Origin of the sequence: Dyadobacter chenhuakuii (assembly GCF_023821985.2) — a bacterium.
Taxonomy (GTDB): Bacteria; Bacteroidota; Bacteroidia; order Cytophagales; family Spirosomataceae; genus Dyadobacter; species Dyadobacter chenhuakuii.
On record NZ_CP098805.1, the window covers coordinates 3451416 to 3474615 of the forward strand.

General features: G+C 44.8%; 16 protein-coding genes and 3 tRNA genes. 13 read left to right on the forward strand and 6 right to left on the reverse strand.

Annotation, left to right across the window (positions count from 1 at the left end; genetic code table 11):
- The first annotated feature begins 64 nt into the window (after positions 1-64).
- Positions 65-775: a 3-keto-disaccharide hydrolase gene (locus NFI80_RS14240; RefSeq protein WP_235157391.1), complete on the forward strand. Its 711-nt coding sequence runs from the start codon at positions 65-67 to the stop codon at positions 773-775.
- On the opposite strand, the gene NFI80_RS14245 is transcribed toward NFI80_RS14240, so the two are convergent.
- On the reverse strand, positions 770-4762 hold the full coding sequence (locus tag NFI80_RS14245) for an AAA domain-containing protein (protein ID WP_235162630.1): 3993 nt from the start codon (positions 4760-4762) through the stop codon (positions 770-772). The genes NFI80_RS14240 and NFI80_RS14245 overlap by 6 nt on opposite strands.
- 28 nt (positions 4763-4790) lie before the next feature.
- Positions 4791-5855, reverse strand: coding sequence for a TerC/Alx family metal homeostasis membrane protein (locus NFI80_RS14250; protein ID WP_235162629.1), 1065 nt, complete (start codon positions 5853-5855; stop codon positions 4791-4793).
- 356 nt (positions 5856-6211) lie between these two features.
- Here NFI80_RS14250 and NFI80_RS14255 point away from each other — a divergent pair.
- The 7 genes from NFI80_RS14255 to NFI80_RS14285 all read left to right on the forward strand — a co-directional run bounded on the left by NFI80_RS14255 (position 6212) and on the right by NFI80_RS14285 (position 13250).
- Positions 6212-6284: transfer RNA gene (locus NFI80_RS14255), tRNA-Gly, on the forward strand.
- A 65-nt stretch (positions 6285-6349) separates the two neighbouring features.
- A tRNA-Leu gene (locus tag NFI80_RS14260) sits at positions 6350-6435 on the forward strand.
- Between the two features lie 107 nt (positions 6436-6542).
- Positions 6543-7241, forward strand: coding sequence for a response regulator transcription factor (locus NFI80_RS14265; RefSeq protein WP_235157382.1), 699 nt, complete (start codon positions 6543-6545; stop codon positions 7239-7241).
- Positions 7225-8601, forward strand: coding sequence for a HAMP domain-containing sensor histidine kinase (locus NFI80_RS14270; protein ID WP_235162628.1), 1377 nt, complete (start codon positions 7225-7227; stop codon positions 8599-8601). Before NFI80_RS14265 ends, NFI80_RS14270 begins: the two co-directional genes overlap by 17 nt.
- A 142-nt stretch (positions 8602-8743) precedes the next feature.
- Positions 8744-9202: a hypothetical protein gene (locus tag NFI80_RS14275; protein ID WP_235162627.1), complete on the forward strand. Its 459-nt coding sequence runs from the start codon at positions 8744-8746 to the stop codon at positions 9200-9202.
- Positions 9193-10104: a bestrophin family protein gene (locus tag NFI80_RS14280; RefSeq protein WP_235162626.1), complete on the forward strand. Its 912-nt coding sequence runs from the start codon at positions 9193-9195 to the stop codon at positions 10102-10104. Before NFI80_RS14275 ends, NFI80_RS14280 begins: the two co-directional genes overlap by 10 nt.
- Before the next feature lie 206 nt (positions 10105-10310).
- Positions 10311-13250 carry a DEAD/DEAH box helicase gene (locus NFI80_RS14285; protein WP_235162625.1) on the forward strand — a complete coding sequence of 980 codons (2940 nt, stop codon included), beginning with the start codon at positions 10311-10313 and terminating at the stop codon, positions 13248-13250.
- Positions 13251-13385: 135 nt separating this feature from the next.
- Here the strand turns inward: NFI80_RS14285 and NFI80_RS14290 are convergent, their stop codons facing one another.
- The 3 genes from NFI80_RS14290 to NFI80_RS14300 form a co-directional block, all read right to left on the reverse strand.
- A complete protein-coding gene (locus tag NFI80_RS14290; RefSeq protein ID WP_235157364.1) occupies positions 13386-14681 on the reverse strand; it encodes an adenylosuccinate synthase in 1296 nt (431 codons plus the stop codon).
- Positions 14682-14756: 75 nt separating this feature from the next.
- Positions 14757-15257 carry a Fur family transcriptional regulator gene (locus NFI80_RS14295; protein ID WP_026630576.1) on the reverse strand — a complete coding sequence of 167 codons (501 nt, stop codon included), beginning with the start codon at positions 15255-15257 and terminating at the stop codon, positions 14757-14759.
- A 117-nt stretch (positions 15258-15374) separates the two neighbouring features.
- Complete coding sequence (locus NFI80_RS14300) at positions 15375-17666, reverse strand: RelA/SpoT family protein (protein WP_233795332.1); 2292 nt, start codon at positions 17664-17666, stop codon at positions 15375-15377.
- Positions 17667-17837: 171 nt separating this feature from the next.
- Here NFI80_RS14300 and NFI80_RS14305 point away from each other — a divergent pair.
- Positions 17838-17919 (forward strand) — tRNA-Leu (locus tag NFI80_RS14305).
- 164 nt (positions 17920-18083) lie between these two features.
- A complete protein-coding gene (gene tig / locus NFI80_RS14310) occupies positions 18084-19433 on the forward strand; it encodes a trigger factor (protein ID WP_235157363.1) in 1350 nt (449 codons plus the stop codon).
- Between the two features lie 55 nt (positions 19434-19488).
- On the opposite strand, the gene NFI80_RS14315 is transcribed toward tig, so the two are convergent.
- A complete protein-coding gene (locus tag NFI80_RS14315) occupies positions 19489-19869 on the reverse strand; it encodes a helix-turn-helix domain-containing protein (protein ID WP_235162624.1) in 381 nt (126 codons plus the stop codon).
- A 247-nt stretch (positions 19870-20116) separates the two neighbouring features.
- Between NFI80_RS14315 and NFI80_RS14320 the strand changes: the two genes are divergently transcribed.
- From NFI80_RS14320 to NFI80_RS14330, 3 genes are all read left to right on the forward strand, one after another.
- A complete protein-coding gene (locus NFI80_RS14320; protein WP_026630572.1) occupies positions 20117-20791 on the forward strand; it encodes a ClpP family protease in 675 nt (224 codons plus the stop codon).
- Positions 20792-21046: 255 nt separating this feature from the next.
- Positions 21047-22291, forward strand: a complete 1245-nt coding sequence (clpX, locus tag NFI80_RS14325) for an ATP-dependent Clp protease ATP-binding subunit ClpX (protein ID WP_233795329.1) — start codon at positions 21047-21049, stop codon at positions 22289-22291.
- 106 nt (positions 22292-22397) lie between these two features.
- Positions 22398-23174 (forward strand): SDR family NAD(P)-dependent oxidoreductase, encoded by a 777-nt coding sequence (locus tag NFI80_RS14330; RefSeq protein ID WP_235162623.1) that lies wholly within the window; start codon positions 22398-22400, stop codon positions 23172-23174.
- Positions 23175-23200 lie beyond the last annotated feature (26 nt).

The following is a 23200-nucleotide window of genomic DNA, read 5'->3' on the forward strand; positions in this document are numbered from 1 at the left end:
CCAAATAAGTAATTAAAAACTGAAAAGTACTTAATATTGCGTTCCAAACTTTAACACTAAGAATATGAATTTTACGAATTGGCGTGCTTTCACTAAGGCAGGCGTGGTTGCATTATTTTCACTCGCCCTTATTTCAAACACCGCAGAAGCGCAGGAAAAAGGGAAATGGGTGAAATTATTCGACGGCAAAAGTTTGAACGGCTGGCATAGCTGGCAGTCGGATAATGTGTTACCACAATGGAAAGTGGAAGATGGCGCTATTGTTCTTGCGGAAAAAGGCGGCAAGGACCTTGTTACCGACAAAGAATACGGCGATTTCGAATTAGAACTGGAATGGAAAATTTCAGAATCAGGAAATAGCGGTATCATTTACCACGTCATTGAAGACAAAAAATATTGCTGCCCCTACTCTACCGGCCCTGAAATCCAGATTCTGGATGATGAAAAGCACCCGGATGCAAAAGCGGGAAAAGCTGGAAATCACAAATCTGGATCACTTTATGACATGCTGCCACCAACTGACTTTGCTGCTGTAAAACCAGCCGGCCAGTGGAATAAGGCAAAAGTTGTAATCAAAGGCGGTCGTGGCGAAAGCTGGTTGAACGGCAAAAAAGTAGTTGACTTCCCTGCACAAGGCGGCGAATGGGATAAATTGGTTTCCGACAGCAAATTCAAAACCTGGGAAGGCTTCGGCGCCTCTTCCAAAGGGAAAATTGCTTTGCAAGATCACGGAAATAAGGTTTCTTTCAGAAATATTCGTATTAAGGAGTTATAGTAACTGCTGGTAGTCCATAGTCTTGGTCCAGTATTCGCGGCTGTAAATACGCCTGTAAGGCCAATTTTTCTGCTGCAAAAGAAGGGGTAAATAAGCGTGCGGTTCTTTTGACGATTTGCTGTAATGATAGAAATCATCGTCGGTCAGGATCAAACCCTTGTAAACCCCTTCTTTTTTTATGGTAATGTCGCCAAACGGTAACTCTTTCTCAAAATCCGGATGCTGCTTCACCAACTGGTCTTTCAGCAGCCAATCTGACCTGAATTTGCCGGTTGCCACCGGTGCCGGCACAAATTTCCCTTCCGACACATTCAGGGCATATTCAAGATAAGCTTTTAAGATTTTCGGACCCGCATTTGCGGTCTGATCCGTTTGGAGTTGCGAAGGCCATAAGCTCGTTACGAAATAAATCCGCTCTCTTGCGCGTGTCACGGCCACATTAAGCCTGTTTTCGCCACCCTGCATATTCAGGCTGCCGAATTGCATGGAAACTCTCCCCTTCTCATCCGGCGCATATCCCGTTGAAAAGATAATAATGTCTCGCTCGTCGCCCTGCACGTTCTCAATGTTTTTAACGAATAGGTCCTTGAAGAACACATTTTCCCTTTCAAGCGCGTCCTGAATCGCATTTTGCTGGTAAAAGTTAAATGTCACAACACCAATGCTCCTGCCGGTTTCTCCAAGCTCTTTGATCAATGAAACAACCTGCTCAATTTCAACGAGGTTAATGTTATTCTTCCAAACCCCATCCGTCTTAATATATTGAATGCCAGGCTCATCATTATTGATTCGCAGGAAATCAGGAAGCAATCTTAATGTGTTCTTATAAAAATTCCTGTTGGAAAAATCAATCAAATCAAGCGATAAGCTGCGATAATGACCTGTAAGCTGGTATTGATTAAGCGATTGTGCTGCCAGGTCCAGTAACGATTCGATTTCTATGGCAGCTGTATATTCTTCCTCGTCTGCTTTTTCTTCATATCGTATTTTATATAAATCACTCGGAGACAGCTGCTTGCTATCCCCTGTTACTACAACCTGCGCCCCCCGAAATGCCGCGGGCAGGCCATATTCAGCATAACATTGCGAAGCTTCATCAAAAATTACGAGATCAAACAATGCACGCTGCATGGGAAAAACTGCTGAAACAGCCTCCGGCGAAGCCATCCAGCAGGGAATTAAAGAAAAAACCTCATCTGTGTAGTTTTCAAGCAATTTCCTGATCGGCCAGATCATTCTTTTCTTAGTCACCTGATGCCCTAGCTCGCGATAAGTGACGCGGTTACCAAGGCGGTTTTTCTCGATATCCTCATAAGTCGCCTCCCTGAGTTTTATCCCGGTAATGTCCGTGCTCAGCTGCTGTTTTTCCGTAATGCTTTCCTGCAAACTGGTCTCCCATTGCTTCATTTTCAATGAGGTAACCGCTCTCAGATCCGGAAATTTGCTCTCTATATGCTCAATCCAAGCTAGCCGGATGCCATTTTCAAAAAGATTGACAAACTCTTCCGAACTGGTATGCCCAAGATTTTCACTTTTTTCAACGATGATTTTGGTAACCGCTTGTTCCGGCACAGTCATACTTTCCGTGAGGTTGTCCATATCAACCATTGAATCAAAATCCCTGACTAATGCTGCTGACAATTGCTGGCTGAAAAGGTCCGGATCTTTAAGCAATTTCCTTATTTGCTGCGGCAGCAAATAAGGAAACATAGCAGCCTCCAATTTGCTCCAAACTGTGATCCAGGCTTTCAGCTCATGGATACGCTCATTGAATGTCGTGTAATCTGTACTTTCAGAAGCAATGTGCCGCAAAGTCAACAACCAAGGATCCAATGCAGCCCTTACCGCCGCATCGGCGGCTGATTCTGCTTTTTGGAAAAAAGAAATGTATTCCGCACCTTCATTCAGCTCATTCTGATCAATGTAGGAAACGTCGAAATTCAAATGTTTGCTCGCAAGCCAGCCTTCTAGTTCGATCCTGTTTTTGACTTTAATTTCAAGCTTTGAAAGATCGTCGAGTGCAGTTGAAAGCCCATTTGCCTTCGCGACCTCTTCCACCTCCTTTTTTTCCTTCCCAAACATGTTCCACCAAAGACCCGAAACCGTCGAGCTGTTTGCTTCAATGGATTTTTTCAGTGATTGAAGGAATGACTGTAATTTTGAAGCTGGTAAGGAAAATTCAATGCCATCTTCTGTCAAAAATCCTTCAAGCGCATCCGTGGTTTGCCGGATGAATGCAAGCCGTTCGTGGCCACCTGAGGAATTGATATATTTCTTAAACAGCGTAAATGTTGTATTGTCTGCTATGAGCCCGGCAATGTCGGTGAGCCGTTCGGTGATCTCGCCTTTCTTTTCCAGATAGTCAAGCGAAAAGGGCTGGCTGGTTAAATGCTCGAATTTTTGTTTTTGCCGGGAAAACACTTTCGGCCATTCTGCAAGCATCTCTTCCATGTTTCGCAATTCGCTCATGCCAAACTTTGCGAAGCTTCTGCGCTCTGCCCAGACATGACCGGCAGGAAAATGCAAAACATATGCACTATACGTTTTCAATTTCCTCCTGAAATGATCCAGATTGTCCATACGAAAAGACCTGTAACGATCTTTCATCTCCATTTTTGGAGCCGTTTGGTCACTTTTTAGGTAAAGCTCTTTGATACTTACACCACATTCCGTTTCATCAAACAATGCTTCCCGAAACGCATTTAAATCTTGAACCGTACGGTCAATGGCCCGACTCTGCTGGGTAAACTGCCTTTCCAGAAAAACGGCATCCAGGCTGTAATTTTGTTGTTTATATGCTTCAACCTTGTCAATCTGTGACGCCAGCTGTCTGTATAATGCCGCGCGGTCATTTTTAAAATCATGGATCAGGCCCACAAAATCGGTCATTCCAATGGTTTGCAGCCTTTGGTACACAACATCCAGCGCCACACGTTTCTGGCATACAAGCAAAACACGCTTTCCTCTGGCTGCAAAATCAGCCATCAGATTACAAATAAGCTGTGATTTCCCGCTCCCCGGCGGGCCCTGCACCACAACCGATTTCCCGGATTTCACAGCCAAAATGATTTCCTCCTGTGACTGATCCACCGGAAACGGCGTCAGGATCTCCTCTTCTCTGACCGTTTTAGCATTAATAATTGCATCGGGGATATCTTTTGGCGCTTCGGATTCTGATGACTCTCCTTCGAGCAAGGGAATGGAGAAATCTGCATCCAGGGCGTTTTCCAGCAGCAAATTATAGTCCGGAACAAGATAGGAACCGGCTTGGGGAAAAATGCCGAGAACGGCCTCAGCGAAAAGTTTTAGCTCTCCGTTTCGCTCACTAGCAGCCAGTTCTGAACTTTTCAGCGCATTAAATGCAATGAGCTTGTCTTCAAAAAGATCCTGATTGAAATTAATTTTGAGCGGCGTGGTCTTTAACCATTCATATAACTGGGTCCGGAATTCCAGGAAATCCTTTGGGAAATCTTCAAACGACTTTTCAAGAATGTCGTCCGTTATAACCGACTCATTGAAATGTGCATAAGCCAGCGCAAAACTGGAATTAAGGATCACATTGCTTTCCGGCACTTCAAACAGGCACCATTGCTCCCGGTCCATTTTTAGAGTAACCGGAAAAAACAAAAGCGGCGCATGAATGGGCGTCCCATCGGAAAGCTTTCCCTTTACAAATGGAAACCCCACATACAAATCCCGCGAGCCTCTCTCCTCTTCGATAAACCGTTCTGTACGAGCAATCTTTCGGAGCTTCTTGCTGACTTCGTTAACCTTTTCAAAACGGGAATCGGCAACATCACAAAGGGCAATGCGTGATTTCCCGGAAACGAGCTGCCTGATAAGTTCTATTGCAGGCTTTTCCAGCAAAAAATCAGTTTCATGAAGATCCAGGAACTGCTCCGAAGGCAGCCCTGGCAACAATAACGATTTATTACGCGTACTAAGGTTGGTAAGTCGTTTTAAGTAAGCTTTAAGAATGCGATCCATAGATACTCAAACGATCCTGATTGCTTAACTATTGGATTTGGCGTGTTTCTACCTTTTTCTCCGGAAAAACAACAGAGGCGAGCACGCTTATCGCCAAAATGCCGAGGATTACGTAAAGCGAATAAACCGTCTCAAATCCAAGCTCTTCCAGTTTTGAATGGAACAGCATTTTTCCACCAATAAATACAAGCAGAACTCCTAACCCGTATTTCAGGAAGCGGAAAAGGCCCATAATGTTGCTCAGGAAAAAGAACATGGAACGAAGTCCCATGATGGCGAAAATATTGGAAAAGAACACAACATATGGATCTTTCGTAACAGAGAAAACCGCCGGCACCGAGTCAACAGCAAAAATCAAATCGGTAAATTCGACGATCAAAACGACCACAAAAAGCGGTGTTACCAGCCATTTTCCTTTTTTCAAAACAAAGAAATGTTCACGCACATATCTTGGGAAAACGGGTAAATATTTGGATGCAAATTTCACAACCGGATGCTTGGCCGGATCAATTTTTTCATCCTCGCCAGCTTCGAAGAAGATCTTACCACCCTGGTAAACCAGCAGCAAACCGAAGATATAAATGATCCATTCAAAACGCTGCATTAATGCCGAACCCAGGAAGATAAAGATGAAACGCATGATAATTGCGCCCAAAACGCCCCAAAAAAGCACTTTTTTATAATACTGCGGACGAACGCCGAACGAGGAAAAGATCAGGATAATAACGAAAATATTGTCAACAGAGAGCGCGTATTCAAGCAGATAGCCCGTGATAAATTCCAGGGACATATTCTTCCGGTAAATTTCAAGGCTTCCCTCAAAATTCCCGGGAATGAGCTTCAAATGCGGTGCATACTTGTCTTTAACTGCTGCCAAATCAGCGTAGTTCTCCATGCCATGCACCAGATCGCCATGTGTGTTGATGATGACGTAGAAAACGAGTGCAAGAAAGATCCAGGCAACAGTCCACGCAGCGGCTTCGCCGAATTTTACAACATGGTCTTTTTTATTAAAAACGCCGAGGTCTAAAAGCAGCATGACGCTGATCACCAATATAAACCCGCCAAAAAACAGAACTTCGTTGGAAAACATGAATAAATATATTTACTATTTAAAATCACCCACAGACAGGATAATGCAATAAAACATCAATCTATGCAATCCTGTCAAAGGAGGCAAAGGTAATTAAAATATAAAGTGCTAAAATTAAATAGGACGGACGGCATTAAAATTATGCGAGGCCAGCCCAAGCAAGAAGCAGAAACTGCACATTGCACCGGCAGCGCACATTCATTTTAATATTTTTTGAAAAAAAATGCGTCCAGTATCAATTGAGTAACAATTTGTTAATAAAATGTTGCGTTTTTTTTCCTAAATATTTTTTACAAAAACTTGCGTCACATACTCCCTGTGCCTACATTTGCACCACCATAATCAAAAACGGTTATGCGAAAGTAGCTCAGCTGGTAGAGCGCGACCTTGCCAAGGTCGAGGTCGCGGGTTCGAACCCCGTCTTTCGCTCAGAGGTTAAAGCACCGGAAACGGTGCTTTTTTTCTCTATATGCCATCCTAATCGCATGGATGATGCCGGGGTGGTGGAACTGGTAGACACGCAGGACTTAAAATCCTGTGAGCCGAAACGCTCGTACGGGTTCGATTCCCGTCCCCGGTACAAAGCCTCTGGAACTCCACCAGAGGCTTTTTTCTTTTCAGGCATGCTTTATTTAAGCAATACTTTTCTACATTTATCTTCCTGACGATTTTTCAATATCTGCCTGCATGAAGCTTTTGCTTATCGAAGACGAACCCAGCGTAATTTCCCTCATTCAAAGAAGCCTATCCGCTTCCGGGCACGAAATAACGGTGGCTATGGACGGCAAATCGGGCCTGGAAATGGCTACGAACCACACCTTCGATATGATCATACTGGACCTGATGCTCCCCGTCATCAATGGCATGGAAGTATGCAGGAAAATCCGCAGCGCTGGCCATGCAACGCCTATTCTCATGCTGACAGCGCTGGGCACAACAGAGAATATCGTATCGGGATTAGATGCCGGAGCAGACGATTATATGACCAAGCCCTTCAAGCTGGCAGAGCTCGAAGCCCGCATTCGCACGCTCACCCGTCGAGGAAAGGAAGTCGAAAAAGAGAAAAACGGGACGAAGCTTGAAATTGCAGATCTGGTGCTGAATACAGAGACGAAGATCGTGCAAAGAAACGGCCACATCATTGACCTCACTGCCACGGAATTCCGCCTGCTGGAATTTCTAATCCATAACCGGAACAAAGTACTCAACCGAATGGAGATCCTGGAAAATGTATGGGACATCAACTTTAACCTCGGCACCAATGTCGTGGACGTTTACATTAATTATCTCCGCAAAAAAGTTGATAAAAATCAAAAAAATAAGCTGATACACACCGTTTTCGGCATGGGATATGTGATGCGACAGTCTTATGAAGATACAAACTAAAATTGCCCTTCTCTTCACGATTCTCACGTCAGGCATTATCGTGGCGCTGAGCGTATTTATTTACACATTCGGGTCGGAAAGCGTTTCAAACAGCTTTTATCACCGGCTGGAAGTCCGGGCAGACATTGTCGGGCACGCAGCATTGCAGGAAAGTAAATCGACTACTTCTATTTACTACGACATTAAGGAACGACACCTGGGCGACCTGCCTTTTGAGCAGCACCATATCATCAAGAACGGCGAGATTGAAAAGGCAAGACAACTGAAAGAACGGCTGCCGATGCCTTCTGCTTTTTACGATAATATTGTTAGAAAAGAACCTGCCCGCTTTTTCAAGAATGATACTTCTTATGTTGGATTGAACATTAACCAGTCCGGTAAAACCATAATCATATTGTCATCCGCGGTGGATCTTTACGGTCTGGAAGAAATTGAAAACCTCAAAAAACTGCTGATTGTAGGCTTTTTCATCTCCATGATCTTCGTTTTCACGTTTGGAAAACTGTTTTCTACACAAATTTTCAATCCCATCCGACGCATTATTCGCAATGTAAAAGGGATTAGTGCGCATAACCTGCACCAGCGCCTTGAAGTTGCCGGCAGTAAGGACGAAATCGATGATCTCACGCATACGTTCAATGATATGCTGAACCGCCTCGAAATTACATTTGAAATACAAAACAACTTTGTCAGCAACGCCTCCCACGAGTTCAGAACGCCCCTTACCGTAATCAGCGGCGAAGCGCAACTAGGCCTTTCCCTTGAAGAAATCCCTCCTGCCGCGAAGTCCTCGTTTGAAGTTATTTACAAGGAAGCGGGAAAGCTCGAACATCTGGCCAACAGTATGTTAAAGCTGGCACAAACCGGTTTCGATGGCACAAAGGAACAATGGTCGCCTATACGGGTGGACGAGTTGGTGTTGTCTGTCAAAGAAGCGGTGGACAAGATTATTCCCGATAATCAGGTGGATATCGATTTTAATCATTTACCAGAGGACGAAGCCAAGCTGACAATTAACGGAAATCAGACCCTTCTCACGGCAGCACTGTCAAACATTGTTCTTAATAGTTGTAAGTATTCTGATAATAAACCGGTTACAATTATCATTTCTTCTGATGGAACCCATTCTATTGTGGAAATTCAGGATATAGGGATCGGCATTCCTGATCGGGAGATTGCTCAGATCTATGTCCCATTCTTCCGGGCCTCTAATACGGAGCGTTACAAAGGCTTCGGGATAGGGCTTCCCTTGGCTAATAACATTATCAAGAAGCATAATGGAACCATTGCCGTTGATAGTCAGGTTGGTGCGGGAACGAGCTTCAAAATTCACTTGCCCTGCTCAAAAGCATCCTTCTAATGTCATTTTAATAATCTAATCCCCTTCTAATAAGTCTCACATTGTATTATAACACCGCTTTTAAGTGGTGCTAACAACCTCGCTGTAACATTGCATTATCAATTTAATTCAATGGATCAATCAACAAAACAAGCGAGAAAATATGAAGACTGTAATTATCCCGGCCGACTTTACTGCTGACAGCCTGCAAGTTGCACACGTTCTGGCACGAAACGCCCAACAGAAGTTCTCCATCGTCTTTACACATCTTTTCCACGTTGCAGACGACATTCAGGACCTTCTTTTTTCAACTTATAGGAAGAAAGAATACGACTTCGTTTCAGAGGATTTCTGGAAAGAATGTCATGTAATTAAAGATGTATACAGCAATAAGGTGCACAGTATCAAAGTGGAATTCTTTTACGGCAACAAGCTTGCTGCATTCAAGAACTTCCTGGACGCCAATAACGCGGACTTCATTGCATTTTCGGAAAGCAATGGCATTCCAAAGCTGTCGAAGAGCAGCCTGGACGCATTGCCGATCATCAAAAAAGCAGGTGTAGAATTGATTAATGTGGACAAGATTGAGGAACCAGCTAACACACAGGAAATATGCTTCTGAAAAAAAACATCCCCGTCAGATACATCTTTGGCAAGATCAAATACGAAATACTGTTTGTGGCCATTTATGGATTTGCAATTGAAGTGATTTACAAAAACTTCAACATTACAGACATTTCAATTCCAATGACCGTCCCAACGGTGCTCGGAACAATCATCTCCCTGCTGCTCGCATTCCGGTCCAACCAGGCTTACGACCGCTGGTGGGAAGCGCGCCAGATCTGGGGTGCGATCGTTAACGATTCGAGGACATTAGCACGTCAGGTCATGTTTTTAATCGACGATCCTTACGATCCGGATCAGATAGAAGGTTTTAAAAACCGCATTATCAAACGACAAATAGCCTGGTGTTATGCATTAGCGCATGGTTTGCGGAAAGAAGATCCTATGCCAGACATTGAAAAATATGTTTCGCCGGAAGAGAGCGAATCTCTGCAAGATTATGATAATAAGCATGTTGGCCTTATCCAGTTGCATGCCCGTGATTATAACAATGCATTGAAGCAAGGCTGGGTGAATCCTTATCAGCAAATCGAAATGGATGCAACATTGACGCGCCTTGTAGATTCAATGGGAAAATGTGAACGTATCAAAAACACCGTTTTTCCATCTACATATAGTCTGTACATTCATCTGGCATTGCACTTCTTCATATTGTTGCTCCCGTTCGGACTTGTTGAACTCTTTGGTTTTCTGATGGTTCCTGTGCTGATCGTCATAACAGGCTGCTTTTTCCTGATTGAAAAAATGGCCATTCATTTACAGGATCCGTTTGAAAATAAGCCCACAGATACGCCAATGCTGACTATTTCAAGGAACATTGAGCGCGATCTGAAACAAATGATGCGCGATAAACAAATGCCGGTAGCAGTTCAGCAGCCATCGCATTTCTATGTCCTTTAATCATTAAGGAAACCCCTCTTTTTGCCTTAAATTATTTGATAATTAACTAGGAACTTGTTCTATGACTTTAAAAAAGACTTCCGCCTGGAAGTCTTTTTTATTGATCCCTTTTCGCTTATATTTGAAGTTTTCCAAATTGTTAAGAGCCTGTTAAATCGAATTAGCGGCTCTTTACCAGCACTTCACGCCTACCCAACCGTAACAGAATGAAAGTTTCTCCCACCGAGCCGTTTAAAATTGTTTATTCCATTCTCAATCATGAATTTTTGGGATACATTTTTGAATCCTTTGTGGTCCAACTGAACAATCAGGGCGATTTTTCATTCCAGATCCAGAACATTTCATCCAAGAATATCAAAGAATTCCGCACCGGTATTGACCAGCGTGATGTGGAACTCGTAGGGTTGATTGACGACATTCAGCAAGATGTTATTCTTCGAAAATTCAATCCCAAAAAACTGAATGCCGTAGACTTTTTCCTGAAAGTTTATGACGCGCAAAAAGGCGATAAGGCGACTCAGGAAACCATTGCGGCTTATCTTGAAAATTGTAAAGCCAAGATACTCGAAAGGCTTAGCGGCAAAGAGATTTTTATTATGGGTAGCGATGGAAACCCATTGTGGAAACCGGTTTTCTGGGAGCCGGAAAAAGCTACGATCCGCTTTCACTTTATCCGAAACGAGGATAACACACATTATTTCCCTACAATCCGTCACAAATATCAAAAGGTTGATTTTCAATATAAAAATGCCTTCCTGATTTGCGAAGAACCCGCCTGGCTCGTTGTGGACGGACATTTGCTGCATTTTGAAGGTCACGTGGATGGCAAAAAGATCAAACCATTCCTCGCCAAAAAATTCATTGCCATTCCCGGACAGGTGGAAGAACAATATTATGGCAGGTTTGTGGCTCCGCTGATAGCCTCCTATGATGTGGTGGCCAGAGGTTTTGAGATCAGAAATGTCTCATCAACGCCTAAAACTGTCCTGACAATCTCGGAATATAGCTCAAATAAAAAGGTTCCGGTCATTTTCCAGGATGGGGATGTGGATGTGATGGAGGAAGAAGAGGACAATGATGTGGCATTCGATTTGTCATTTCAATATGCCAATTTCTCCTTCCACTACGACAGTTTTGCGCATGCGTCGAGCGTGCATATGGAGAAAAAGAATAATGATTATGTCTTTAATAAGGTTAAACGCAGCATTGAAGCAGAAAGCCAGCATGTGGCGCTGCTGAAAGACTGGGGCCTCAATATACGAAACGGCAATATCCAGATGCCAAAGTCACAGGCTTTTGGCTGGCTGCAAAGCAATGCGAATACACTGGCTGAAAATGGTATTTCCGTCCGTCAGAATACGAGTGACGCTAAGCGCTATTTTCTGGGTTATTCCTCCATTGATATTTCCATTCAGGAAGGCCGGGATTGGTTTGATATCAATGCAAAAGTGAAATTCGGTGAGTTTGAAATTCCTTTTATTCAGCTAAGAAGCTATATACTCAACCGTAAGAAGGAATTTTTGCTTCCTAATGGTGAAATTGCGGTGATCCCCGAATGGTGGTTTACCAAATATTCAGAATTTTTCTCTTTCACGGAGCACGATGGCGATGACGATCCTTTGCGGCTGCGTATGCACCATCTTGCATTGGTCCAGGAGCTAAAAGAAGAGAACCTTGCCACAGCCACGATCAGCCGGAAACTTGAAAATCTGCGGGATTTCAATCACATTGAGGCAGTTGAGCCACCATTACATTTCGAAGGAACATTGCGTCCTTACCAAAAGACCGGTTATGACTGGTTAAGGTTTTTGAAACAATATCGCTTCGGCGGATGTCTTGCGGATGATATGGGTTTGGGGAAAACCGTGCAAACGCTGGCATTGCTCCAAGCCGAAAAGGAAACAGGCGTAAAAGAGCCTTCCATGCTCATTATGCCCACTTCGCTGCTCTATAACTGGCAGTTAGAGGCAAAACGCTTTACGCCGGACATGAAAGTATTGCTATATACCGGCACAAACCGTGAAAAAGACACCGCCCAGTTCGATCATTACGACTTAATCCTGACATCCTACGGAATTGTCCGGCTGGACATTGATTTCATCCAGTCTTACCGTTTCAATTACGTGATCCTGGACGAGTCCCAGGCCATTAAAAACCCTGCTTCCATCATTACCAAGGCGGTTAAGAAGCTCAATGCAGCAAACAGGCTGGTTTTGACGGGCACGCCGATTGAGAATAATACATTGGATCTCTGGTCTCAAATGTCATTCGTGAACCCGGGTTTGCTGGGCAGCCAGTCGTTTTTCAGGGATGAATTTCAGGTTCCCATTGAGAAGCGCGGGGATGAGGAGAAGACAAAAAGGCTGTACAATCTCATTAAGCCATTCATATTAAGAAGGTTAAAATCGCAGGTCGCTACTGATTTACCAGAAAAGGTTGAAAGCATTCAATACTGCGATATGTCCGATGAGCAGGAAAAAGCTTACGAAGAAGCAAAAGCATACTATCGCAACCTGATCCTGCAAAGCATTGATAATGATGGTATTTCGAAATCACAACTCGTTGTTCTGCAAGGCCTGACTAAACTCCGGCAGCTGGCCAATCATCCATTAATGGTTGATCCGGAATATTCACACGGCTCCGGCAAGTTTGAAGATGTGCTTTACAAGATGCAAACCGCTATCAGCGAAAATCACAAAATATTGATTTTCAGCCAATACATTAAGCACCTCGATCTGTTCCGCCAGTTTCTGAACGAAAAAGAGATCACCTACGCTTACCTCGACGGCTCAACCAAAAACCGCCAGGAGCAAGTGGAACTCTTTCAAAACAACAACGACATTAAAATATTCCTGATCTCGCTAAAAGCCGGAGGCTTAGGCCTCAATCTCACAGCCGCAGATTACGTTTTCATCCTCGACCCCTGGTGGAACCCCGCCATAGAAGCCCAAGCCGTAGACCGCGCCCACCGCATCGGCCAGGACCGAACAGTCTTTACTTATAAGTTTATTACTAAAAATTCGGTTGAGGAGAAGATTCTAGCACTTCAAAGAACCAAGAAGCAGCTGGCGGATGATCTGATTTCGAATGAGGAAGGATTTATTAAGTCGCTGAGCCGGGAGGATGTATTGAATTTGTTGGCATGACCCCTTAAAACCCTGTCAGCCTGAGCGGAGTCGAAGGCGCGCTACTGGCAAGTAACGCGCCTTCGACCGCCCGGCGGCCCGGTCCGCTCAGGCTGACAGGGCTGTATTCAAGCTGACAAGCTAGCAACTCTTATTCTAAACCGACAACGCCGAGGCCTCTCTGCTAATCAACGCCTCTCTATCCGGCCCGGTTGAAATAAACGTAATCGGCAGCTTCAACTCTTCTTCCAAAAACTTCACGTAAGCCAGCAACTCCTCTGGAATGGCATCGAAATCGTGGATTCCGTCTAATGACTGCTGCCATCCTTTGAAATCTTTGTAAACCGGCTCCACCGTTTCGTCACAAAGGTCGTATGGCAAATGGTCGGTCAATGTGCCGTCTGGCAGGCGGTAGTTGGTGCAGACGCGGATGTTGTCAAAAATAGTTAACACATCCACTTTCATCATAATCAATTGCGTGACGCCATTGATCATGATCGCATATTTCAATGCAGGCAAATCGAGCCAGCCGCAGCGGCGTGGGCGTCCGGTTGTGGCGCCGAATTCGCGGCCTTCCTGACGCATTTTTTCACCTGTTTCTTCTAATAATTCTGTTGGGAATGGGCCGCTTCCCACGCGTGTGCAGTAAGCTTTGAAAATCCCGAAAACCTCTCCTACCTGGCTCGGCGCGATACCCAAACCTGTGCAGGCACCAGCCGTCATTGTAGTAGAGCTTGTTACAAAAGGATAAGAACCGAAATCGATATCTAGCAATGATCCTTGTGCGCCTTCTGCCAAAACAGTTTTCGAAGCTGCTAATGCTTCATTGACAACATATTCGCTATCAACCAGCGTGAATTGCTTCATAAATTCGATCGCACCGAAGAAGTTCTCTTCCGATTTTGGAAGCACTTCTGAGTAATCGAATGCATAAAAATCAAGGATGGTTTTATGTGCGTCAACCAGCCTTTTATATTTATCAGCAAAGTTTGGAGAAAGCACATCGCCTACGCGAAGGCCCAATCTTGCCACCTTATCCTGATAAGCAGGACCAATTCCTCTCAATGTTGAACCGATCTTGGAATCACCTTTCGAGCGCTCATAAGCAGCGTCAAGCAGCGAATGGGTAGGAACAATAATCGATGCTTTTTTAGAAACAAAAAGATTACTGATCAGGTCAAGATTGTATTTTCCAAGATTTTCAATTTCTCTTTTGAAGACGATCGGGTCCAAAACAACGCCGTTCCCGATAATGTTCTGGATATCGCTGCGGAAAATGCCTGATGGAATTTGGTGCAAAACGTGCTTGATCCCGTCAAACTCCAAGGTGTGTCCCGCATTAGGTCCTCCCTGAAAACGGGCTACAACCTGATAACGTGGCGCGAGAACGTCCACAATCTTACCTTTTCCCTCGTCTCCCCATTGAAGACCAAGTAATACGTCAACTTTCATTCAATTTATGATTACTGAAACTAATATGGTGTAAGGTTGGCCAGGCAAACGAATGCTGCCCGGCCCAATGTTTTATTATCTGTCTTCGTAAACCGCAGAAGTTTCCCGAACCTCGTTCCGGTTCTGGCAGTTTTCTTTGGTGCAGTTGCCGTAAAAAATAAGTGAGTGATGCATTACACTGAAATTCAGCATTTCACCCACCATATTCTGGATCGACTGAATGCGTGGATCGCAGAATTCCATCACTTTATGGCAATCCGTGCAGATCAGGTGATCGTGCTGCTTGTTACCATAGGATTTTTCAAACTGCGCCAGATTTTTACCGAACTGATGCTTGGTAACCAGGTCACAATCCACGAGAACATCCAATGTATTGTAAACAGTCGCGCGGCTCACCCGGTAACGCTTGTTTTTCATGCTGATGTAAAGCTCGTCTACATCGAAGTGATCTTCCCTGGTGTAGATCTCTTCCAGGATCGCAAAACGCTCAGGCGTTTTGCGCAGTCCTTTATTTTCCAGGTAAGCCGTTAAGATTTTCTTTGCGGCTTCAAAATTCGGTTTGCTGGCTTGTGGCATATCTCTGATATTCTTGCGCGAAAATACGCTTTTTTACTTAAATCACAGTCACTTTCACAGTCTTAGTTCTGACCATCCAGTTTTATAACACCTTAGTATGTGAATGGTTCCTTGCGGCTATTTGCCGTTCAGGTTGGTGTCAAAACGCTGCACATTGTACACACCCTCCACCTGCTCCAACTTGCCGATCAGAATGTCCAAGTGCTTGGTATCCTGCACATAAAGCTTAATATCTCCATTAAAAACGCCATCCTTTGTGTCAATGGTCAGGCCTCTCATGTTAATGTGCAGCTCGTTGGAAATGATCCTGGTTACGTCGTTAACCAAGCCTACGCGGTCGGTTCCGGACAGATATAGACCTGCCAGGAACGCTTCATCCTTACCCGATTCCCACTTGGCCTTAATGATGCGGTTTCCGTGCTTGGACATCAGTTCCGCGGCATTCGGGCAGGTCGTCCTGTGAATCTTGATGCCTTCATTAATCGTTACAAAACCAAAAACGTCATCTCCGGCGATCGGATTGCAGCATATGGCAAGTTTGTAATCGATTTTATCCATGTCGTCGCCGATCAGGAGTGTGTCGCTGTCTGCGCGGTCGCCATGAATGTGTTTGAGAAATTTGGTAAGCGTTTTGCCGTCGCCCGCATTTGTTGCCGGTGAGGGAGCCGCCGGATTGCTGTCCGTTGCTTTGCGCTCTTTTGCTTCCTTATCTCTTTTAAACCGCTTTAATTCATCCAGATGAATGTATCCTTTCCCGATCCGGTAGAAGAAATCACTTGTCGTTTTACATTCAAAAAATGCTCTCAATTGGTTCACCACCTCAGCCGTAAGCTCCATTCCGAGGATTTTCAGCTTTTTCTCGACCATCTGCCGCCCGTCTGTTTCATAACGGCGGTTGTCTTCTTTCAGAAAATCCTTGATCCTGGCCCTCGCTTTCGAGGTTACTACGATCCGCAGCCAGTCCTCATTCGGTTTCTGTTTGCTGGATGTAATAATCTCGATCTGATCCCCATTATTAAGCACATAACTAATCGGAACGAGGATCCCTCCTACTTTCGCCGCCATGCAATGCACGCCGACTTCAGAGTGTATATCAAATGCAAAATCCAGCGCCGTGGCACCGCTTTGCAGCACTTTTAGTTCTCCTTTTGGTGTAAAAACAAAAACCTCTTCATTGAATAAATTGCTCCTGAACTCGTCCAGGAACTCAATAGCAGCCGTTTTGTCCCCAAAACCATTCTCCAATGTCTCCCTCACCTGGGTGATCCACTGCTCAATGTTACCGCGGACTTTGGTATCATTGCCCTTGTATTTCCAGTGCGCAGCATATCCTTTTTCCGCAATTTCGTCCATCCGCGAAGTCCGGATCTGCACTTCCACCCACTGTCCGCTTTTGCTCATCACCGTCGAGTGAAGCGACTGGTAACCATTGGCACGCGGCGTGCTCAAAAAGTCTTTCAAACGATCCGGGTTGGGCTTATAATGATCGGTAACAATGGAATACGCCTGCCAGCAGATCGCTTTTTCCCTGTCATTCTCGGCCGAAGATTCCAGGACAATGCGAATGGCAAAAAGATCATAGATTTCTTCAAAAGGCTTGTTCTGCTTTTTCATTTTGTTCCAAATCGAATAAATCGATTTGGGGCGGCCTTTCAGAATAAAATTCAATCCCGCAGATTCCAGATCCTGCGCAATCGGCTCCATAAACTTCGAAATAAACCGGTCACGGATGCCTTTGGTTTCTCTCAGTTTCCTGGCAATAGCACGGTATTCCTGGGGTTCGGTATATTTCAGGTAAAGCTCTTCCAGCTCCGACTTAATGCTGTAAAGTCCAAGCCGGTGCGCCAGGGGTGCGTAAATGAAAATGGTTTCAGAAGCAATTTTCAGCTGTTTGTCGCGCGGCATGCTATCCAGCGTCCGCATGTTATGCAGCCTGTCGGCAAGTTTCACGAGAATTACGCGCACATCGTCGGACAATGTGAGCAGCATTTTCCGGAAGTTTTCAGCTTGTTGGGAGCTGCCATATTCGAACCTTCCGGAAATTTTGGTCAGTCCGTCGATGATTTTTGCTACTTTTTTGCCAAAAAGTCGCTCAATGTCTTCGATACGCATATCCGTATCCTCCACTACATCGTGCAGCAAGGCGGCCACAATTCCCGTCGTACCCAATCCGATCTCTTCAACTACGATCTGGGCAACGGCAAGCGGGTGGTAAATATAGGGTTCTCCCGAGCGGCGACGCATGTCCTTATGCGCGTCCACGGAGGTGTAAAAGGCTTTTTTGATTAGTTTGGCATCATTATCCTTTAAGAAGGGCTTGGCTGTTCGTAATAACCTCCGGTATTTTTTGAGAATATCCTTCCGCTCCTGTTCCAGATCAATGGTGAGGGGTTCAACGAGTTGCTCCACTGCTATATTTTAATTGGTATGCTTCACCAAAATAACAAATTCCGGCGACATTTTTCAATTTAATTTTACCCAAAGATAAAATTTTCAAAAAAGTTTGCATCTATCTAAAAAATAAGAATACCTTTGCACTCCCAATTCGACAAAAGGCGTCGAAAACGGGAAAATAAGTGAGCGGGCGTGGCGGAACTGGTAGACGTGCTAGACTTAGGATCTAGTGCCGCAAGGCGTGGGGGTTCGATTCCCTCCGCCCGTACGATTAACAAGGGAATGACGGGGCGTCAGGATTCCTATCTCGATAAGAAAAATGAGCTGCTCCGAAGTAAAACCCGTCAAATGCCCTCAGGACTTAGTTTTGAGGGCATTTTTGTTTTTCTTTTCTATTTAATCTAAAAGTTTTACCCATAGCATAAGCGACACATGGAAGTTGTATTAGAACAAAATTCGCCGACATTAGCCTCTCTTAAAGTAACGTTGACGAAAGACGATTATCAGCCTAAAATTGATAAGACGATCAAGGATTACTCAAAAAAGGTTAACCTGAAAGGCTTTCGTCCTGGCAAAGTGCCATCCCATGTGATTCAGCGCATGTATGGTAAAAGCATTCTGGTTGACGAGGTGAACAACCTGTTGAGCACTGCCGTAAGCAGCTATATCAGAGAAAATAAATTGCAGGTTGTTGGCGACCCTGTTCCCAACCGCGAAAAAGCTGCCGAAGTTAATTGGGACAGCCCAAGCGAGCTGGAATTCATTTATGACCTGGGTGTTGCTACGGATTTCGAAATCAACTTCTCAGAGCTTCCAGCAGTAAAACGTTACACGATTAATGTTGACGATACAGAATTGTCTAAAACAATCGAAAACCTGCGTGAGCGCTTTGCAGAAAACATTCATCCGGAAGTGAGCGAAGAAGGTGATATGATCTTCGGAGAGCTGAAACAAGAATCTTCTGAATTCACAACCCGCACTGCGATCCCTACCAAACAAGTGAAAGCAGATGCGCTGGCGAAGTTCATCGGTGTTAAAAAAGGTGACGAAGTCGTTTTCGACATTCAAAATACATTTGCCGACGAAGCAGCGATTGCACACGTTACCGGCAAGAAAAAAGAAGATGTAGCAACGCTTTCCGGCGACTATACATTGGTTGTTGAAGATGTAACGCGTTCGGCAGCATCGGAACTGAACCAGGATCTTTTTGACAAAGTTTTGGGACCAGGCCAGGTTGAAAACGAAGAGCAGTTCAACGAAAAACTTCTGGAAATCATCAAAGGAAACTACGAGCGTGAAACAGAAGCATTGCTTCGTCGCGATATCGAGAATGCTTTGCTGGACAGCATTGCCATCGAACTTCCGGGCGACTTCTTGAAAGACTGGCTGGAGCGCACCAACGAAGGCAAGTTCACCCGCGAGCAGATCGAAGAGCAATTCGAAGATTTTAAAAAATCATTGAAATTGAGCTTGATCAAAAATAAAGTGGCTGACAAAGAAAGTGTTAAAGTGGAATATCCTGAAATCCTTGAATTTACCCGCAACATGGTAAAAGGACAGTTTGGAATCTACGGAGACGACGACAACATGAAAGAAACCATAGACCGCGTGGCTCAGGGTTACCTTGCTGATAAAGAGCGTGACAACTACACACAGGTTTTCAATCAGGTTTTTGATAACAAAGTAATGGAGATCATCCGCAGCCAGGTTTCTACGGACGAGCAGACCATTGAAGTAAGCGAATTTGAAAAACTGGCGAAAGGCGAAGAAGTAGCCGCGTAACCAGTTTCAATAATATTTTTTTTCACCGTTCATTGCATTTGCATGAACGGTGTTTTTATTTAAAACCAATGCGTTCGCGTTCCTCTCCGATATGCCGAATGATCCCGTCGCCGAACCATTGCTTGAATTTCATTTTCCACTGATCGAGCTCGTTCTGCATTCTTCGGTTCTCAGCGAGTAACCGCGTATTTTCCTGACGTAGCCATTCAGTTTCCGACATTGTCAATCCGTCGAAGCCCAATAATTCCGGGAGCGGAACGTCGAGCAGTTTGGCAATGTTTTCGACTCTGGAAACAGAAAGCTCAGTCCGGCCACGTTCCAGATCGCCGTATGCCGTTGTGGAGAGACCGAGCATATCAGCCATATTTTCCTGAGAAAGGCCTTTTTGCAGCCGGATCATGCGAATTTTTTCAGACAAGTTTGATGCAACATTCATAGCCACCGCGTTTTTCATGCCGATTTATCATTTGTTATGCAATGTAATAAAGACCTTCTTCGCTGACTCTCGCAATTTTCGATAATTTATCGCTTGAATAGACAAGGATTATTCAATGAAATAATCAATTTTGTGAAATCCAAAGAATAAAGAGGCCGGATTATTAACAGAAACTAACAGATAGCGCTTTTTGTTCTTTTACTTATTTGCCCTTTAATATTACTTCAATTAAAATTTAAATTGATCGATGAACCACGGAAATGAATTTAGAAAATACGCCGTTCACCACCTTGGAATGAATGGCCTTACAGTTGACGGCTACGTAAACCACACAGTTGAAAATATGACGCGTTCAGTCATTGAAGAGCGTCCGATGAACTTCCGTGAAGTAGATGTTTTCTCGCGCCTGATGGCCGACCGCATTATTTTTATGGGAACCGGTGTTGATGACAACATTGCCAACATTATCGTTGCCCAGCTTTTGTTCCTTGAATCGGCTGATGCGAAAAAAGATATTTTAATGTATATCAACAGCCCGGGCGGTTCTGTGTATGCAGGTTTGGGAATTTATGACACGATGCAATATGTGCGTCCGGATGTGGCAACGGTTTGTACAAGCCTTGCAGCTTCTATGGGTGCAGTGCTTCTGGCAGGCGGCGCGGCAGGAAAAAGATCCGCACTTCCACATGCCCGTGTAATGATTCACCAGCCATCAGGCGGTGCGCAGGGAACGTCGGTTGACATTGAAATCACCACGCGTGAAATTGTAAAACTGCGTCACGAGTTGTACGAAATCCTGGCAAATCACACAGGTCAGACACCTGAGCAAATCGCTATCGATTCCGATCGCGATAAGTGGCTAAAAGCTTTGGAAGCAAAGGATTACGGCCTGATTGACGAAGTTTTGACAAGAGACAAATAAGGTTTGAATGCTTTTTCTTTAACCGCCCGGATAGGTCCCCTGTCCGGGCGGTTCTTATTATAAGGGCCGGGGCCGATTTGGTAACCCCGACAAAAAACCGGAAATTTGTAATATTGTCTCTACACAGGTCAACATCGGTAAGATTTTTTGAAACATTAATTTCAGTCTTCTTGTTAATGTGGCTCCTGGTTTGTAATCACACAGCAAGTTCAAGTTGGCGACAAACCTGCAATTATTTAAAATACAGCGAAATCAATGGCACAAGTTAGTTGTTCGTTCTGCGGACGTAAGAAAAACGAAGTAGATTTATTACTTTCCGGAATCGATGCACATATATGTAATCACTGCATCGCGCAGGGACATCAGGTAATAACAGAGGAGTTGGGATCCAAAGAAGATAAAAAGGAAAAAAAGACCAAGTTACCCAAGCTGAAACCCATTCCCCCGCAAGAAATTAAGCATTTCCTCGAACAATATGTGATTGGCCAGGACGAAGCAAAACGCTCATTGGCAGTTGCCGTTTACAATCATTACAAGCGCCTCAACCAGCCGACTTCAGAAGATGATGTTGTGATCGAAAAGTCGAACATTATAATGGTAGGCGAAACGGGAACCGGGAAAACCTATCTGGCCAAATCCATAGCACGCATTCTCCAAGTTCCTTTCTGCGTGGCGGATGCAACCGTTGTTACAGAAGCGGGTTATGTTGGTGAAGATGTTGAAACAATTTTGACCAGACTGCTGCAAGCGGCTGATTACAATGTGGAAGCTGCCGAGCGTGGGATTGTTTATATTGATGAAATTGATAAAATCGCGCGCAAATCGGATAATCCTTCTATTACACGGGATGTCAGCGGCGAAGGCGTTCAGCAGGCCCTTTTGAAATTACTGGAAGGCTCATCTGTGAATGTTCCACCACAAGGCGGACGCAAGCACCCCGACCAGAAAATGATCACTTTGAACACGGAAAACATCCTGTTCATTTGCGGCGGCGCATTCGACGGCATTGAAAGGCACATTGGAAAACGCATTAACACGCGCCCGATCGGCTTTTCGGGAGATAACCGCATTATCGAAATCTTTGATAAAGGAAATCTGATGCGTTATGTGACTGCTATGGACCTTAAATCATTCGGTCTGATTCCTGAATTGATCGGCCGTCTGCCGGTGTTGACGCATTTGAATCCATTGGACCGCGAAACATTGCGCAGGATTTTAACAGAGCCTAAAAATGCATTGGTAAAACAATATGCAAAATTGTTCTCCATGGAGGGCATCACACTTCATGTTGAAGACGAAGTGCTGGATTTTATCGTTGACCAGGCCATGACTTACAAACTGGGAGCACGTGGTCTCCGCGCGATATGCGAGTCGATCATGACGGACGCGATGTTTGATCTGCCTTCCCAAAAAGATGTGAAAGAATTCACGCTCTCGCTGGATTACGCAAAAGACAAGTTCGAGAAATCTTCCATGTCATTACTTCGCTCAGTGGCTTAAACAAGCAATTGGCAATATTGAAAACGCTCTGCTTTCCTCATCGGAATTCAGAGCGTTTTACTTTTTATGGCAATAGTCCTATTTTGCATTAAAATTAAATTCTGAAATGGAAAATTGGTTAGCAAATAAGTCTATTGTAATTATTGGAGGAACAACAGGGCTGGGCTTTTCTGCTGCTAAGGCTTTTGTGAGAAATGGTGCTAATGTGGTGGTCGTAGGCCGCAATCCGGAGAACTGTCTCGTGGCCGAGCTGCACCTGGGCAACACGGCCCGCGCCAAGCAAGGCGACGCGACACATCCGCAAACCGCATTGGACGCCATTCAGCTTTGTATCCGGGAATTCGGCAGTTTTGATGGCTTATACCACGTTGCCGGCGGAAGCGGCGAAAAATTCGGCGACGGCCCTTTGCACGAACTCTCGCTCGAAGGCTGGAATAAGACACTGGACCTTAATTTAACTTCGCTCATGCTCTCAAACCAGGCTGCGATCCGCACATTTATGGGCATGAACAAAGGTGGCAGCATTCTTAATATGAGCTCCGTGCTGGCACATGCTCCGGCTTCACAGCATTTTGCCAATCATGCTTACGCCACTGCGAAATCTGCCGTGATTGGTTTTTCAAAATCTATCGCAGCCTCCTATGCCTCCAAAAATATCCGCGTGAATGTATTAACGCCCGGCATCATTGAGGGCGTTGAGAACAGCTCGGAGGCCTCAGACCGATACATCAGAAGCAAACAACCCCTCGATGGCGGCCGCTATGGCCTGGCAGGCGACCTGGATGGTGCTTCGGTTTACTTTATGTCTGATTATGCGCGCTTTACGACCGGGCAAATCTTCACCGTGGATGGTGGCTGGAAAATTACGGATGGCCAATTCTAAGCGTTATCACGTCATACTTGTGTGAA